Here is a 17,485-nt window from a genome sequence, read left to right on the forward strand (position 1 = left end):
TCATCCAATAATTGCACGTCTAACTTTGTAATAATACTTAGTCATAAAATTGCGACGTGAAGTGCCTTTAGGTGCCATCTTGTTAACCATGGGCATCAAGGCTCGTTTCACTTTGGTTTGAAACAGCACGACCGGTGCACTTACAACTTGCGGCACAGTACGCGAGGAGATGCTCGAACCAACCAAACGCTCATAAGCCTCCAGAGCCCAAGGTGTTTCTACGACATTTTTGTGGTAATTATCGAAGAAATCCACATGACGCGTGTTCCATGGTTTGTTCTCACCTGCGAAATGGATCATTTTAGGCTTGCTGCGCGCATCGAGAAAACGCATATAGGTCGAAAATGGCAAGTTCGGGAAGAAATCATCTGTATTTCCATTGCCATGATAAACATTCCACTCCAGTGGCAAATAATGGACACGACCATGGAAGACTTTATTCATTATGTCTTGGTCGAGGAACCAATAGGTTTTGCTTTTCATTGCATCCATCAGGCTGGAGAACGTCTTCTCCTGGTTCATCTGCTTAATGTTAAACACTAAGATGCCCGCCTGGAAATAACCCTTCGGATCCGTCATTCCCAATGAAGTTGACAGATATTCCTTCGCCGGCATCACGCCATCGCTGGACTGCGACATTGCGCCAAACAAGACAAATCCTTCCATCACGATGTCTTTAACCGCCGCGACCAGGTTATCGCCTAGCGGTACAGCCAGCAATTCGGAGAGATCACTTTCCACTACGGTATCCGAGTCGATAAAAATAACTTTGTCAAACTCGGCAAAAAGCTTAGGAATAAACAGGCGTGCATAGGTCGCTGCACTGAAATGTGCTCGTGTAAAGACGCTTTTTATCTCGGAAAACGCATTAACATCAAAGAAGCGAAGCTTAATATTATTATGCTCAGATACCATCGAGAAGAAGCGCTTTTTGCTCGCCAGCGAAACGCCGTTCTCTAACACTACCACGTCATAATTCAGCTCTGGATTGGCATGCTTGATAATAGAGTTAATCAATGCTGCGCCACTAATTGCGTAGTTATCATCAAAGCAGATGACTACCGGCACATTGTTCTCGGCAAAGGCCGGTTTCAGTGTGGCGGTAAAAGTTTCTTGTTGAATGAAGGTTCGCTGTAATTCTTTTATTTTGAAGTTGCGTTTACTAGCTTGATATTCAACATAAATGTTCAGTAAGCGTTCGGAAATATGCCCAACCACCCGTTTCTCTTGAGCATTGTAGTTTTTGAACCTAAGTTTCGACTCAAGCTTATCTAAAATAGAAAACAACCAAGAGGAGTAGTCATCAAACATGTCCTTTTTCATCACGAACATATTTGTATAATAACCATCCGATGCATTATTAAATTTATCAGCTGCAGCTTTATACTCTGGATAGAATTCATCAATAATTTTTAAAGCTGCATCGTAATCTTCAATATGCAAATAATTAGATACTTTGTAATGCTGATAGTTATTTTTGCTACCTGCCGCACTGACATCCCATTTTTTTGGCAAGATAATATCAACATCAGTTAAACACTGAGCGATATCCTCATCATTCAGACCAAACTGTTTATGATAAGTTTCGTCAATTTTCTCATAGTTGACAACCCCCCAATTATCTTCTTGGAGGTTTTGATCTTTTGAGAAATTAAAATGGCGGCGATAATGCATAAACCCAACATAATCAGCCGGTTCTGCATTTTTCCACGCCCAATAATGTGCAGTCAGTTCGCAATAAAATGGATTCTTGAACGAGATGTTATCGCCAGTATCGTCACCTGGACAGCCAATTTCATTGAGACTATTCGCTTTTCCAACATGGATGGGCTGAACCAACGTGGAGTCAAGAAAAGCACTTGGTTTATGGTGACAAGTGTATATCTTAATACTTTTCATTTGAATTACCTAGTAGTCATATTTATAAATTTAGGCCATTGCTGTCTTATACTGAGAGATAATAGAGTGAGCATCACCCATGGCTTTCATTTTATGGTTTTCAATCCAAATGACCTTATCACAAATTTTCTCGACATCTTCAAGATTGTGGCTAACAAAAAGAATAGTAACGCCCTTGCTCTTAAATTCGTTGATCGTTTTTATACATTTGCGTTGAAACGCAATATCCCCTACAGCCAACACTTCATCAATAATCAGGATATCCGGATCAACTTGCGTAATGACTGAGAACCCCAGCTTCGCCAGCATACCGCTGGAGTATACTCGGATTGGTTCATCGATAAATTCCCCCAACTCGGAGAACTCGATAATCTTATCCAGGCGTTGTTTTAATTCTTTACGACGAAGGCCCAACAGCGTGGCATTCAATCGGATATTCTCTCTGCCGGTCAGTTCCGGATGGAACCCACCGCCCAATTCCAGCATGGAAGCCACCCGGCCAACGACATGAACAGAACCGGAAGACGGTTTCATCACGCCAGCGACCAAACCAAGCGACGTACTTTTCCCCGCGCCGTTTCGGCCAATGAGAGCAACGGACTCTCCTTTTTGCACCTGGAAACAGATATCCTCGATCGCCAAATAACTGCGCCCACTGAGCAAACTCAGCGCCCGGCGAGGATTAAAAATCAGCTCCTTAATGCCAGATCCAATATGATGGTATAATGGATAGCGCTTAGTGACATTTTTAAATTCTATAGCTACGCTCATTATAATATCTCTGCAAATCTGTACTTCAACTTATTGAAAATGCTGACACCAACGATAATGAACAGCAGCGCATATCCGTAGAGCATACCGATTTGTTGATAATCAATAACCCCATTCATAAACAGATCGCGCCAACTCAGTATCATGTTAGCCAACGGATTGTAATCAACCATAAAGCGATATTCTTGGGGAATCATATCACCGGAGTACAGAATTGGCGTGCAATAAAACATCAACATGATACCCAGCGTAATGAAACGCTCCAGATCGCGGAAGAAAAGGTTCAGCGTTGACAGCATCATCGCGATCCCGAAAGTCATCATCATCTGCGCAATACCGATAAGTGGGACTCCCCACAGCCAATCAATCGATGGACGCATATCATAAACATAGAGGAAAACAATAATAACCGGAATCGTACAAAGGAAATGCAGGCACTCCATCAGAACATTACTAAAAGGAATGACCGAGCGTGGAAATACGGTTTTTTTGATAATCTGCGCGTTAGCAATAAACGAATATAAAGAGTTAGTCGTTGAACTGGCAAACCACTGCCAAGGGAACAGACCTGTAATAATAAAAACGGTATAGTTTGGTATTTGAACCCGCATGACCAATTTAAAAATAAAATAGTAGATCATAGCAAAGAGTAATGGATTAGCAATTGACCATAAATAGCCAAAGAAGCTGCTTTTATATCTTACTTTTAATTCTTTCTCTGTGATGACCGAAGCCAAATCCCAAAGATAACCTAAGCTATACTTCATATAAAAACTCGATTTAAGATTGAAATTCCCTGACAGATGAAACATGGCCGCACGTCTTCAGGTCTAACCTAGCCTGGGTAGCAAGACGGGTAGAATGCGTTTCTCAACTAATCGCAACCACGCTACCGCCCCTGGCGTTGTGGCAACCAGAGCACACTTAAAACAACCTGTTGATTTTACTTCATAACCGGGAAAACTTCCTGCCCCCAGTTCGCTACACACCTCGGTGAGCCCGTGTAGCCTGCCCTCAAGCTACATCCAGCCGGTCCATTTTACTTTAGGAATCGGCTGGATTCGTCAGGTACAGCAGGCGCTTAAGCCTGCAACATCCCCTTTAACCACTCAGAAAATGCTTCACCCTGCGTTGGATGACGAAGACCATACTCAACAAAGGCCTTCATGTAACCTAATTTATCGCCACAGTCATGCGAACGCCCAACCATGGCGAAAGCCTCAACCGGTTTTTGCTCCATCAGCATGGCGATGGCATCGGTAAGCTGGATCTCACCGCCTGCGCCATAAGGCGTTTTTTCCAGCAGCGGCCAGATATCCTCAGCTAAAACATAGCGGCCAACGACGGCCAAATTTGAAGGAGCCTCTTCTTGAGAAGGTTTTTCGACGATCGCATGCATCGGCACGCTTTGGCCTGGCGCCACGGTCACACCGCGACAATCGACCACGCCGTATTTGGACACGTCCTTTTCTGGCACAGGTTCTACCATGATCTGGCTGCGACCGTGCGCTTCGAATTGGGCAATCATGCAGGCGAGGTTATCTTTCGTCAGATCAGAGGCAATATCGTCCATCAGCACGTCCGGCAGCAATACGGCAAAAGGCGCATCACCGATCAGGGGTCTGGCACAGAGTACCGCATGGCCCAATCCTTTAGATTGCCCCTGCCGTACATGCATCAGGGTCACGCCTTTCGGACAGATAGACTGAACCTCTTCCAGCAGTTGGCGCTTAACGCGTGACTCCAGCATGCTTTCCAATTCAAACGAGGTGTCAAAGTGGTTTTCAATCGCATTTTTTGACGAGTGCGTGACAAGAATAATCTCTTTAATACCAGCAGCAACGCATTCATTTACGATGTATTGGATAAGAGGTTTGTCTACAACCGGCAGCATTTCCTTAGGAATTGCCTTTGTGGCCGGTAACATGCGGGTACCAAGACCGGCAACTGGGATGACAGCTTTCAGCATATCTGTGGGGGCTCCCAACGACTTCAGTTTCATTAATGCAACATGTCAAAATTATCGCGATAACACTCAACGTTATCACCGCCCTCTGTTATGCAACCAAGGGGCCTCTATTTTCTTCGGGCTGAATTATACACCCATGTGGGAAGTTAATACATTAACGCCACATAGACAAAACGTCATTTGTCTACGCAGTAACCGCCAGTCACCAAGAAAAATCTCAATGCATTGAATAACAATAAAAAAAGCGAAATCCTGCACGCTTTCTCACTAACCCTAAGAGTCTTCTGGCCCTTGGCACTTTTTGCACCTGCAGGGTTGGAGGGGACCACAAAAGGAAAATATAATTAGCACACTAACAAAAACATCAAGTTATTGAGAATGATTGCTAATTACTAAAGCTACGTTTCCCTCTTTCGCCACAGATAACAACGAAAAAGCCCACAGCTTAATGTGGGCTTTTCATTGTTTAACTTTATATCAGTATTCTTACTTATACCCTTGCGGATTTTTTTTCTGCCAGTTCCAGGTGTCGCGCATCATGTCATCGATACCCCGACGAACTTTCCAGCCCAACTCCTGATAAGCCAGATCGGCGTTCGCCCAGAAAGCAGGCAGATCGCCGTCGCGGCGAGGCAGTATCTGGTAAGGGATCGTTACGCCGGACGCTTTTTCAAATGCCTGAACCATCGCCAGCACCGAATGCCCTACACCGGCCCCCAGATTATAAGCTTTAAATCCGTTGATCTTCGCCAAATGGTCCATCGCTTTCAGATGGCCCTCGGCCAAATCCATGACGTGAATGTAATCACGCTCTCCCGTGCCGTCTTTCGTTGGATAGTCACCGCCGAAAATACCCAACTTCTCCAGCTTGCCGATAGCCACCTGAGAGATGTACGGCAGTAGGTTATTGGGAATACCGTTGGGGTCTTCACCAATCAAACCCGATTCATGGGCACCCACCGGGTTAAAGTAACGCAAGGCAATGATCGAAAATTGCGGTTCTGCCTTAGCGAAATCTTGCAGGATCTGCTCTACCATCAGCTTGGACGTACCATAAGGGCTGGTCGTGCCGCCGATCGGTGTCGTCTCGACGTAAGGCACCGGCGAATTGGCCCCATAAACGGTGGCGGAGGAACTGAAGATGAAATCATGTACGCCGGCACGGCGCATCGCATCCAACAGCACCAGCGTGCCGGTGACGTTATTCTGATAATATTCGAGAGGTTTGCGCGTTGACTCCCCGACGGCCTTGAGGCCGGCGAAGTGGATCACGGCAGTGATCTCATGCGCACCAAAGATGCGATGCAGGCATTCAGCATCCTGGACGTTCCCCTGATAGAACACGGCGGATTTCCCCGTAAGCTTTTCCACGCGGCTTAATGACTCGGCAGAAGAGTTCGACAAATTGTCCAATACCACCACGTCTTCGCCACGTTCCAACAGAGATAAAACGGTGTGAGACCCAATGTAACCGGCACCACCGGTAACTAGAATTGCCATATCAACCCCTTATACTTCGGCAACACCCTTGGTTTGCCAAAAACACCCCATTGATAATGGATGTATCGTACAACCTTCTGAGCGCACCATGAAGAGAGAGCGGCAAAAGCCGCCCTCATCCTGGACTCTTCAATATGCTAAGCGTTAAATTTTTGCAGCGAGCAGCGCAAGAATTTCATCAGTTTTCTCTTGCATCAGCGCAACATCAGCACGCGATTCGACATTAAGACGCACCACCGGTTCCGTATTGGAGGAACGCAGATTGAAACGCCAGTTTGCAAACGTCATGCTGATGCCATCGGTATAGTCCACCTCGTCGGCATGCGCTAAATAGTGTTGCTTAACGCTTTCGATAGACACGGCCGGCTGAGCCAGTTTGATATTGATCTCACCGGAAGACGGGTAGGCGGCAATGCGATCCTGTACCAGCTGTCCCAGAGTTTGTCCCTTCACGCTGACCAACTCAGCGACCAGCAGCCACGGGATCATGCCACTGTCACAATAAGCAAAATCACGGAAATAGTGGTGAGCGCTCATCTCTCCGCCATAAATGGCGTCTTCCGCACGCATGCGTTCCTTAATGAAAGCATGGCCGGTTTTCGACATCACAGGTACGCCGCCGGCACCGGTGACCACATCGACGGTGTTCCAGCTCAGACGCGGATCGTGGATGATCTTCGCCCCTGGCTGTTTCTGCAGGAAGGCTTCCGCCAGCAGGCCGACGATGTAATAGCCCTCGATGAAATCGCCTTTTTCATCGAACAGGAAGCAGCGATCGAAATCACCGTCGAACGCAATGCCCATATCAGCGCCATGCTCACGCACCGCATCCGCGGTATCCGCGCGACACTCAGGCAGCAATGGGTTGGGAATACCGTTAGGGAAAGTGCCGTCCGGCTGGTGATGCACCTTGATAAACTCCAGCGGCACGCCCCGCGCCTTCAGTTGCGCTTCAATAGCATCGATCACATGCCCCGCCGCCCCGTTGCCCGAGTTGATCACCAACTTTAACGGTTTGAAGTTTTTTACATCGACATAGGAGAGAATATGCTCAACGTAAGCCCCCAACACATCCTGGCGGGCATAGCTGCCGCGCGTTGCTGCTGGTGCATCAAATTGGTTGTTCTCCGCCAGTTCTTGAATAGCCCGTAATCCGGTATCGCCGCTAATCGGGCGAGATCCTTCGCGCACCAGCTTCATACCATTGTAATCGATAGGGTTATGGCTGGCGGTCACCTCCACGCCACCATCCGTTTTCAAATAAGTCGTGGCGAAATAGATTTCTTCGGTACCGGTTAAGCCGATGTCGATCACGTCGGTACCCGCATCCTGCAAGCCTCTCGCCAACGCCAGCTTCAAACTTTCGCTGGTCAACCGCACGTCACTGCCCAATACGATAGTTTTAGGCTGCAAAAACTCGCCGTAGGCGCGCCCAATACGGTACGCGATGTCCTCGTTAAGCTCTTCGCCCAATTTCCCCCGGATGTCGTACGCCTTAAAACACGTCAACTTTTGCATTGCCCAACCCTTTTTTAAACTCTGCCATAGCGATCTTGTAAGCGTTCAATATCATCTTCTTCCAAATAGCGGCCTGATCTGACCTCAATCATTTCCAAATCGATTTTGCCGGGGTTTTCCAACGTATGGACACTCCCCGCAGGAATAAAGGTGGACTGATTTTCCGATAAGAAGAACTCTTTATCATCAACGTTAACTTTTGCTGTCCCGCTCACGACCACCCAATGTTCAGCACGGTGGAGATGGCGTTGTACTGACAAACCTTCACCTGGGCGAACAATGATCTTTTTCACCTGGAAATGCGAGCCGCTGTCGATGTCGCAGATTTTTCCCCAGGGGCGATAAGAGGCTGAATGCTGGCGGAAATGGTGAAGATTTCGCTTTTTAAGCTCATCAACGACTTTCTTAACATCCTGCACTTTGTCTTTATGAGCAATCAGTAGAGCATCACTGGTGTTAACCACAACAAGGTTTTCCAACCCTATTGTCGCCACCAACGCAGACTCAGAGGAAATGTAGTTGTCATTAGAATCGATCGAGATAATTTCACCCACGTTGACATTACCCAAATGATCCTTCTTTGACACTTCCCACAACGAGGACCAGGAGCCGACGTCGCTCCAACCCGCATCGATAGGAATCACCACCGCATCATGCGTCTTTTCCATCACCGCATAGTCGATGGAGTCACTCGGACAATGTTTGAAGATGTCTTGCTCAACCCGGATAAAATTCATGTCTCGCTGACTATTGATCACAGACTGCTGCGTTGTGCTGAAAATTTCAGGACTGAACTGCCGCAGTTCTTGCAGGAACTTAGCGGTCTTGAACATAAACATACCGCTGTTCCAGCTGTAATCACCGCTGGCGAGATATTCGATCGCTTTCTCCAAACGCGGCTTTTCAACGAACGAATCAACTTTGAAACACGCATCGGAAAGGTGCTCGCCACGCTTAATGTAGCCGTAGCCTGTTTCAGGATGCTCAGGAATAATGCCAAACGTCACCAGTTGATTGTTGTCTGCAAACGAGATAGCTGTCTGGATAGCCGCGTGAAAATTATCCACTTTGGTGATCAGATGGTCTGCTGCCAACACCAGAAGCATACTGTCTTCGTCTTCCTCAGCAGCAAGATGAGCGGCTAACGCCACTGCCGGTGCGGTATTACGCCCTACGGGCTCTAAAATAATATTGGTCGCTAATTGTCCAATTTCGCGTAATTGTTCAGCAACTAAAAAACGATGTTCCTCGTTGCAGATGACCAGAGGGGCGACAACTTCAATGCCTGCCAGGCCTGACAAACGCTGTAACGTCTGTTGCAGTAGGCTTACGCCACTGTCATCAATAGACAAAAACTGTTTAGGAAACGATTCTCGCGACATCGGCCATAGACGACTCCCAGTACCGCCGGCCATAACCACAGGAATTAGTTTGGACATTATCTACCCTTTACTCAGCCATCGTTCTGATAAGGATAACACCACACATCAGCAGCATTATTCTAAACTTCGTACGTTAATTAACCAATTATTGCATTTTACGAAAAGTATGCATCCCTCTAACTTACCGTTCCTTAAAAGAAATTTATGTATAGAAATAAACCAGGCAAGTATAAATACTGAAGGAAGCACCGGCCGATAACATAACGTATTAACGCAAAAAAGAGCAGCGCAGTGCTGCTCTTTCAGATTAATGCTCATAGTGAATATGCTGTTAGCGACTGTGGGCGAAATACTGCGCCACGCGCAGCACATCCTTCTCGTCCAACGTGCCGGAGTCGCTCAGCAGGGTAATCCAGGACTTGATGTAGGTGTACTTGGCAGAAGCCAGATCCCGCTGGGCGCTATAGAGCTGCTGTTCGGCGTTGAGCACATCGACGTTGACGCGCTGCCCCGCCAAGACGCTCTGCCGGGTCGCCGTCACCTGCGTGGTCGCCGACTTCACCGCCAGCTCGTAGGCCGCCAGCTTGGCGCGGCTGCTGATGCACAGATTGAACTGTTTGCGCAAATCGTTCAGCGTCGAGCCAACCTGCGTGTCCATCTCAGCCATCGCCTGGCCGTAGCGTGCCGCCGCCTGCCGCGTTGAGGCCGCCACGCCGCCGCCGGAGTATATCGGCAAACTCACCTGCACCCCGATACTGTCGGTTCGGTATTTCTGGTTAACCGTGTTGTCGCTGCTGGAATCGTTCTCCGAATGCGAAGCATAGAGTTGCACGTTCGGCATAAAGCCGGCGCGGTTTCTCTCTACCTCGTATTTTGCCGCATCGACGCCATGGCGCGAGGCCGCCAGCACCGGGTTATTCTCCAGGGCGATCTTTTGCCACTCTTCGAACTTCGACGGGATCAGCGGTGCCACCTGGAACTTGCCTGGCCGTAGGGCCTGCAGCTCATCCAGTTGATTCAACGGCACGCCGATGATCACCTCCAGCTCGCGCTGCGCGGCATCCAGCGCGTCGCGCGCCTCGATCACCTGCGCCTCGGCCAGGCTGTAGCGCGCCTGCGTTTCGGAAACGTCGGTCAACGTCCCCTCACCCGCGCTCATCAGCCGATCGTTCAACGCCAGCTGCTCTTTATAGGCCGCTTTTTGCGCCTCGGCCAAGGCGATTTGATCTTTGGAATAGGCCACTTCGACATAGGCGCTGATCACCCTCACAGCCAGGTCGAGCAGTTTGCCGCGGTAGCGTTCATCCGACATCATCGTTTGCGCCACGCCGCCTTTGTAGCGCGCATAGGCCTCATAATCGAACAGCGGCTGCGTCAACGTTATCGAACTGGAATGGCTGCGATACTGTTGTCGCTTGGTTGCCTCTCCAAGGCTGTTGCCGAAAATGTCACTCGCCGGATACTTCTGCGTTTGCCAGTTGCGCGGCGAATTCTGGTAGTTCAGCGATACCTTCGGCAGCAGCCCCGCCCTGCCAATATTTTCGTTCTCATCTCCCGCTTCTTTTTCTTTTATAGCCGCCCGGAAGGTCGGGTCCTTTTCTAATGCCAGCGAATATGCGTCTAAAATCCCTATCGAATAAACCGGCGCAGACATCGCAAACAAAAGGGTGCCGATAACCAGACCGGCAGCCTGTCGTTTTGAATGAATCAAAATTATTCCTCGGTTAATGAAGTATGAGCGCGATCCAAAATAGGTTTAAACAGATAGCTCAGCAGCGAGCGTGACCCCGTTTTCACGAACACCTCCACCGGCATCCCCGGCTTGATGTCCTCGCCACTGAGCATTTTCATGCCCTCCGGCGAGACCGTGACCTGCATCTGGTAATAAGGTTCGCCATTGGTTTTGTCGACCAGACGATCGGCGGAAACCAGCGTGACCGTTCCCGGAATTTTCGGGGTTTTGTTTTGGTTGAAGGCGGTAAACATCAGATCCACCGGCAACCCGTTGTACACCTTATCGATCAGGTCGACTTTGAGGCGAGAATCCACCACCAATGTCGCCTGGCTGGGTACCACGTCCATCAGGTGGTCACCCGCTCCCACGACGCCCCCCTGAGTGAAGATATTCAATCCGACCACGGTGCCGTCCACCGGTGAGGTGATGGCGGTGTTGCCCAGATCGAAATCGGCCATTTGCAGCTTGTTGCGGAACTCGCTGGCGTCCATTTGGGTTTGCGCCAGCTGCGTTCTGACTTCGCGCTGATAGTCGGCGAAGCGCTGATCGATGCGTTGCTGAGATTCCTGCAGCTGCTTTTGCAGTTGGCCAATCCGCCCGACGGTTTCATCGATGCTGCTGTTCACCTCGGCGAACTGGCGCTGAATTTCCAGATAGCGGTTACGCGGCAGGTAACCGTCCGCCGCCAGCTGTTTCATGCTGTTCATCTGCTCACGCAGGCTGGAGAGCTGGATCTGTTTGTTGGCACGTGAGTCCTGCAGGCCTTTCAATTGGAAACGGATCCCGTCCATCGACTGCTTATAACCGTCAATTTCACTTTGCAGCCCTTGGCGACGGGAGGCGAACAGCTGCGTCTGCAGCGCAATGATCTCCGCGACACGCGGCTGAGCCTTAACCTGAGCGAAAACAGGGGAAAAAGTGACCTTGCTCAGACCGTCCCGTTCAGCCAGCAAGCGCCCTTCGGTCGCCAGCGTGGTGTAATACTGATCGCGCAGCGAATCGACCTGCGCCTGTGCCTGCACCTGGCTCAACTGCACCAGGACTTCGCCGGCTTTCACCTTGTCGCCGTCTTTCACCACGATATTTTTGATGATGCCGCTGGCCGGTGCCTGCACCGTTTTACGGTTGCCGGAAACGGTTACCGATCCCGGCGACGCGACCCCTTTGTCCAAAGGTGCAAACGCCGCCCAGGCCAAGAAACCGAACACGCCCACACCCAGCGCCAACCACCCGAGACGGGTATAACGGCGCTCATCCAGCGGGATCTGTTCTGAGTACGAGTCATTCGGCTCGCCAATATGCGTAGACATACCAACTCCTTTGACTGCCGGCGACGCAACGGCGCCGCCAGGCCAGTTCACGGCTTAATTAATTTGAGTTTTAGGAACATCGCCTTCATCCGGCTCGGAGTTCACCGCACGCACCGCCTGCGTAGGCACCTGCGCTTTTTGCGCATTCGCCAAGGCCTGCAGCACCTGCTGCGTTGGGCCAAACGCATTGACGTTCCCGTTAACCAGCAGCAACAGCTTGTTGGTCATCGCCAGCAGATTGGTGCGGTGCGTAATCAGGATCACCGTCTTATTCCGCTGTTTAAGGAACGTAATGGCCTGGTTCAACGCCCGCTCGCCGGCATCGTCCAGATTGGAGTTGGGTTCATCCAGCACGATAAGAGAAGGATCGCCATACAGCGCGCGCGCCAAACCGATACGCTGCTTCTGACCGCCGGAAAGCCCGGCGCCCCCGCTACCAATAACCGAATCATAGCCATTGGGGAAGCGCAGAATCAGCTCATGCACCCCGGCCAACTTGGCGGCCTCGATCACTTTCTCCGAGTCCAGCTCGTTGAAGCGGGCGATGTTCTCCGCGATGCTGCCGGCGAACAGCTCAATATCCTGCGGCAGATAGCCGATGTAAGGCCCCAGCTCGTCCTTGTTCCACTGGTAGATGTCGGCGTTGTCCAGGCGCACGATGCCTTCGCTGACCGGCCAGATGCCGACCAGCAGACGCGCCAACGTCGACTTGCCGGAGGCGCTTGGCCCGATAATCCCCAGCACGTCTCCCGGCTGAATGGCGAAGCTGACGTTATGCAACACCGCGCTCCCCTTCGAGCCGGGCGGCGTCGCGGTCACCCCTTCAACGGAAATCACCCCTTCCGGGCGCGGCAGCGACATGGCGGTACCACGCGGCGGATGCTGCTCCAACAAACGCACCAGGCGCTGGTAAGCCAGTTTGGCGGAGCTCCAGCTTTTCCAAACGTTAATCACCTGCTCGATAGGCGCCAACGTGCGCCCCATCAAAATGGAACCGGCGATCATCATGCCCGGCGTGATGTGCCCATCGATCGCCAGCCAGCCCCCCAGGCCCAAAACCAGCGACTGAAGCGACAGACGCACAAACTTCGTGATCGACGTGACCCGTGATGCCCGTTCGCTGGCGATACGTTGGCTGTTCAGGAAGCGCTGATGCAAACTGAACCAGCGCCCCTTCAGGTTGGGTAACATCCCCAACGCTTCAATCACTTCGGCATTGCGCAAGTTGGTGCTGGCCAGATTGCCCGACATGATTGAAAGCCGGCTGGCATCCGCCAACGGTTTCTTCGACACCACTTCGTTGATCACCGCCAGGGCGATCAACAGCAAGGAGCCCACCAGCGCGAACAGCCCCAGCCAAGGGTTAAACAGGAAAATCACCAGCAGATAAATAGGGAACCAGGGCGCATCGAAGAAGGCGAACAGCGCACTGCCGGTCAAGAATTGACGCACGTTGGTCAGATCGCTCAGCATCTGGCCGGCATCAGAAGATCCGTTCTTTAAATTCGCCTCGTAAGCCGCCGTATAGATGCGCGTATTGAGGCGCATATCCAGCTGACTGCCGATGCGGATCACCACCATGCTGCGCACGTATTCCAGCAAAGACATCATGCCGAACATACCCAGCATGATCAGCGTCAGCATTAACAGCGTGATTTCATTGCGCGAAGGAAGCACCCGGTCGTAAACCTGGAGCATGTAAATGGAAGGCACCAGCATTAACAGGTTAATAAACGCAGTGAATATGCCAACGGTCCAGAAGACTTTACTGCGCGTCCGTATAACATCCGCAATTTCGTTGCGCGGGATAAATTGATTCACGTTCTGCCCTTACATCATGTGCACTGTCAGTCCAATCCGCATTGACCCCTTCCCTAAAGAAATTCCTAAAAAAGAATTACCCCGAGAAGACTCACCCCAAAGAAATGCCCGAGACTGCAGATACTTTTGTTAACTATAGGTAGAGAAAGTGAAAACCGGCAAGGTAGGGTATAAAAAAAAAGCCGGTCATCGTGCATTGAAAAAACATGATAAAACAGAATGATACGGGAAAATGAAAAAGCAGCGGGAAGATAACGAAATGGAATAACTTAGAGAGGATGATGCCGCTCACAAATTTAAACATGCGGGGGGATAACCTCCCCCGCATTATTTAAACCTCAATAGTTCCATAGGGAATTATTGATTATTGTGGTTTACCCTTAGGCGTAGTGCAGAGTATCCACCAATTGCTGGTGGTTCTGGCCCGTCAGGTAAATGACGGTATCGTTAGCATCCAGCGTGTGGTTATTGTTATTGTCAATAATCACATAGGAGTCAGCATTGTTACCTGTACCACTGAACACCACCGAGGCCACGCCCACCTTCGCCGTCAGCGAGTTAGGATTGCTCAGGCCCAGGATGCCGCCCAACAGACCGACAACGCCGGTAGTCAGACCGCCAACCAGCGACCCCAACAGCGCATCCAACGTATCTGAAGCGCGAGTACCGTAATCCGCCACCGCGGTACCGGTGTTGGACAGGGTCAGGCCGGAGGCCGCATCCACGATTTTGTCTTTCGCGGTGCTGAAGTCGGTGATGGTGACCCCCGCCTGCGAAGTACTGGATTTCAGATCGTAGATATTTGCCCCGGTGCCGCCGGTCAACGTGGTGTTACCCAGTACGTTGAAGCTGTCGGCCGTCGACGTCCCTTCTACCGTCAGTTGGTAACCGTTCAGACCCAGCGTGTTCAACAGCGGAGTCAGCAATGCGGTGGTAACCGCACTCAGTGGCAACGCGTTCAACAGCTGCACGATAATACCGTCACCGGTACCCGCATGGTTTGAATCCAGGTTCAAACCGCCGGTATTGGTAGAGGCGTTAACGTCACGAACGTTGCTGAAGCCGCTGCCCAACGTCAAGTTCAGCGCATGGTCACCGGTCACGTTGACGGTCTGAACCTGCGCATTGGTGCCAGCCAGGGACAGAATGTTGTTGAACGAGCCGGTACCGCCGGAAGCCACATTCACCGTCGTCAGCGCGGTGCCCAACAGCGCACTGCTGCTGCTGTTCAGGCTGATGGCGCCGGCATTCACGTTCGCCGAACTCACCGCATCAAAGTTGATGTTGAAGTGGTCGGTGGCGTTTTGGACGAAGGTAAAGTTCAGCGTACTGGCGGAGGTCGCGTCCCCTTTCACCTCCAGCTGCGCGGCATTGCCGCCGGCGGCATTGATGACGTTGACGTTAGCCAGGCCAGAGATCACGAACCCTTGTGCCCCCAGGTTGGTCGCCGCTGCGTTCTGGGTGACCGTGCCGCCCGTAGTGCCTTCGACCGTAGACGTGCCGTTGGTCAGGCCAAAGTCGAAGGTGTTGGTTGGCGTAGTGACGCTGGTGGTGGTTGGTGAACCAATCAGCGGTGTCGTAATCAGCGTACCGACAGACTTACCGATATAACCGGTCAGATCAATCTGCTCAAAGTTCGAGAAGTTGTTGGCGTTGCTGGTCACGGTGCTGGTGCGAACGCCCAGGGCGTTCTGGTTGGTCACGACGGTTTTGGTGATGAAGTTGGCAGAGATGGAATCCGTGCCGGTACCGCCGTCAGCCTTGACGGTATTGGCAACGGTGTTCGCACCGCCGGAGACCGCGTTACCCGCCCAGTGCAGGCTGTCGTTGCCGGCGCCGAGGTTAAACTGTGCGGTACCGGTCGCGATGTTAGCCGTCGAAGTCACGACCACGTTGTCTGAACCGGAGCTGGCATTCAGAATGACGTTGCCGTTGTTGACAGTCACCGCCACGCCAGGGTTGACGCCGTTGTTAGACAGGTTGACCGTTGCAGCGCTGGTGCCGTTAATGGTCAGGTTAGCCAGATGATCGGCGAACTGCAGGTTGACCAGGCTGGCGGCGTTGGCGTTCAATACCGCGTTAGCAAGTACAGCGGTTTCTGCATTGCTCAGGGTATGACTAGCACCAGTATTTACAGTACCAGTAGCGTTCCCTCCCCCAGATGTGACTGAAAGCGTGGCCGCTGTTTTGTAAAGTAAGCTGCTACCAATATCATATTCGAAAGCATGCTGTTGAGTAACGGTCGCATTATCAGTTGCTACTGATGTGCGGAGGTCATTAATAATTGCACTGACGATTAAGGAGTTGTTTGCCAGCCCGCTGTATTGGGCCAACTGAGCCGCGGTCGCAGCCGTGCCATGAACAGCTGTATATACATGCTGAATAAAGTCGTTACCGGTGAGCTGGGCTCCTTTACGCTGAAACTCGGAAGAAGCTAAAAGCGTGCTGATTAAACTATTAAAGGTTTGACCCGCTGCAAGGCTTTTCGAATAAGGATCTACACCAGATGCATCAATATCTCGACCTGGAACAGCTAAATAAATCGAAGAAACTTGTTCCTGATAAGACAATCCGGCAAGTTGACCAGGGTTATATACTACAAGTGCGCCATTAAAGTGGGCCTGAGCAGCTGCATCGGAAGAAGCAACGGTTCCTTTCAGTGAAGCAATCACCTCCAGGGCAACCTGAGCTCTTGTTGTACCTGAAGATAACTCACTCAGATACTGATTTAATTCAGTCTGAGTAGGCGTTCGCTGATAACCATTAGTGAAAAGACGTGCTACAAAGTCACTATTACTGATTCCGGACAGATACGTTCTTGAATTTATTATTGCAGCAGCAACATCAGAAACGGTTTGAGCGCCAGATGCAATGGCCGCACCATATGTATTTAAAGCATCGGTCGTTGTTCCCATGCCAAAAACGTAGAAAAGGCCTTGAACATCAGCGGCCCCAGGAGCTGCGGCAGCATTTACAGAAGGATAAAGAATAGTATTAATAGTGTTCGTAAAAGAATCTTGTGCGGCAAGTTGAGTAGCATCAAAACCACTGTAATTCAATACATTATTAATAACAGAAGACAAGATAACAGGGAGAGAACCTAGCGAAAGGAGGTTTGATAACTCAGCGGCAGAAGGCGCCTGCCCATAAACAGTTGTATAGATAGCCTGAACAACGTCTGAGGTTGATTTCCCTTGATATAAGGCCACTCCTTGCGAAGAAGAAAGCAAATTCTGAACATATGCGCTGCTAGAAAGAGTACCACTCTCAAACTGCGCCCCAACTTGATCAAAAGCAGAAATAGTAGCTTTAGTCCCCAATACGGCATAAAGAATAGCTGCGGCTTGTTGCTGATATGCTAACCCCGACATAGAATCCCCCTGCGAGATATAGGTAAAACTGTTAAGAAGCCATAAAATAAACAAAAAGAGATGCCACAAAAGATGAGATGGCAGCCAAAGTGAGTACAGTTCATAGTTTTGGCATTGTCAATGCGAGCCAAAAGAAATTAAAATAATCAGAATATACAATGAGTTAAGCTTGAGGTAAAAAATAAAAAAACAAAATAATTTCTGTTGAA

The 17,485-nt window shown here is 50.4% G+C and carries 11 protein-coding genes; all 11 read right to left on the bottom strand.

Going from position 1 to position 17,485, the window contains the following annotated elements; genetic code table 11:
- The 11 genes from WCL58_RS04740 to WCL58_RS04790 all read right to left on the bottom strand — a co-directional run bounded on the left by WCL58_RS04740 (position 1) and on the right by WCL58_RS04790 (position 17,276).
- The gene (locus WCL58_RS04740) at positions 1-1,899 is read right to left on the bottom strand and encodes a DUF4422 domain-containing protein (protein ID WP_336850615.1); all 1,899 of its coding nucleotides are present in this window, start codon (positions 1,897-1,899) and stop codon (positions 1-3) included.
- Positions 1,900-1,929: 30 nt separating this feature from the next.
- The gene (locus tag WCL58_RS04745; protein WP_033640864.1) at positions 1,930-2,670 is read right to left on the bottom strand and encodes an ABC transporter ATP-binding protein; all 741 of its coding nucleotides are present in this window, start codon (positions 2,668-2,670) and stop codon (positions 1,930-1,932) included.
- Positions 2,670-3,437 (bottom strand): ABC transporter permease, encoded by a 768-nt coding sequence (locus WCL58_RS04750; RefSeq protein ID WP_197780001.1) that lies wholly within the window; start codon positions 3,435-3,437, stop codon positions 2,670-2,672. Before WCL58_RS04750 ends, WCL58_RS04745 begins: the two co-directional genes overlap by 1 nt.
- Positions 3,438-3,751: 314 nt before the next feature.
- The gene (gene galU / locus WCL58_RS04755) at positions 3,752-4,639 is read right to left on the bottom strand and encodes a UTP--glucose-1-phosphate uridylyltransferase GalU (RefSeq protein WP_197780002.1); all 888 of its coding nucleotides are present in this window, start codon (positions 4,637-4,639) and stop codon (positions 3,752-3,754) included.
- A gap of 486 nt (positions 4,640-5,125) precedes the next feature.
- Positions 5,126-6,139, bottom strand: a complete 1,014-nt coding sequence (gene galE, locus WCL58_RS04760) for a UDP-glucose 4-epimerase GalE (protein WP_336850617.1) — start codon at positions 6,137-6,139, stop codon at positions 5,126-5,128.
- A gap of 144 nt (positions 6,140-6,283) precedes the next feature.
- A complete protein-coding gene (cpsG, locus tag WCL58_RS04765) occupies positions 6,284-7,657 on the bottom strand; it encodes a phosphomannomutase CpsG (protein WP_336850618.1) in 1,374 nt (457 codons plus the stop codon).
- Positions 7,658-7,671: 14 nt separating this feature from the next.
- Entirely contained in the window at positions 7,672-9,096 is a 1,425-nt protein-coding gene (locus tag WCL58_RS04770; RefSeq protein WP_336850620.1) for a mannose-1-phosphate guanylyltransferase/mannose-6-phosphate isomerase, read from the bottom strand.
- 274 nt (positions 9,097-9,370) lie between these two features.
- On the bottom strand, positions 9,371-10,750 hold the full coding sequence (locus WCL58_RS04775) for a TolC family outer membrane protein (protein WP_336850622.1): 1,380 nt from the start codon (positions 10,748-10,750) through the stop codon (positions 9,371-9,373).
- Positions 10,751-10,752: 2 nt separating this feature from the next.
- Positions 10,753-12,084, bottom strand: coding sequence for an HlyD family type I secretion periplasmic adaptor subunit (locus WCL58_RS04780; protein ID WP_159317842.1), 1,332 nt, complete (start codon positions 12,082-12,084; stop codon positions 10,753-10,755).
- A 54-nt stretch (positions 12,085-12,138) separates the two neighbouring features.
- A complete protein-coding gene (locus WCL58_RS04785; protein ID WP_047728091.1) occupies positions 12,139-13,905 on the bottom strand; it encodes a type I secretion system permease/ATPase in 1,767 nt (588 codons plus the stop codon).
- A gap of 380 nt (positions 13,906-14,285) precedes the next feature.
- The gene (locus WCL58_RS04790; RefSeq protein WP_336850624.1) at positions 14,286-17,276 is read right to left on the bottom strand and encodes a beta strand repeat-containing protein; all 2,991 of its coding nucleotides are present in this window, start codon (positions 17,274-17,276) and stop codon (positions 14,286-14,288) included.
- Positions 17,277-17,485: the final 209 nt, after the last annotated feature.

Origin of the sequence: Serratia sp. TMDUHS_CL (genome assembly GCF_037137105.1) — a bacterium.
In the GTDB taxonomy this organism is placed as follows: domain Bacteria; phylum Pseudomonadota; class Gammaproteobacteria; order Enterobacterales; family Enterobacteriaceae; genus Serratia; species Serratia nevei.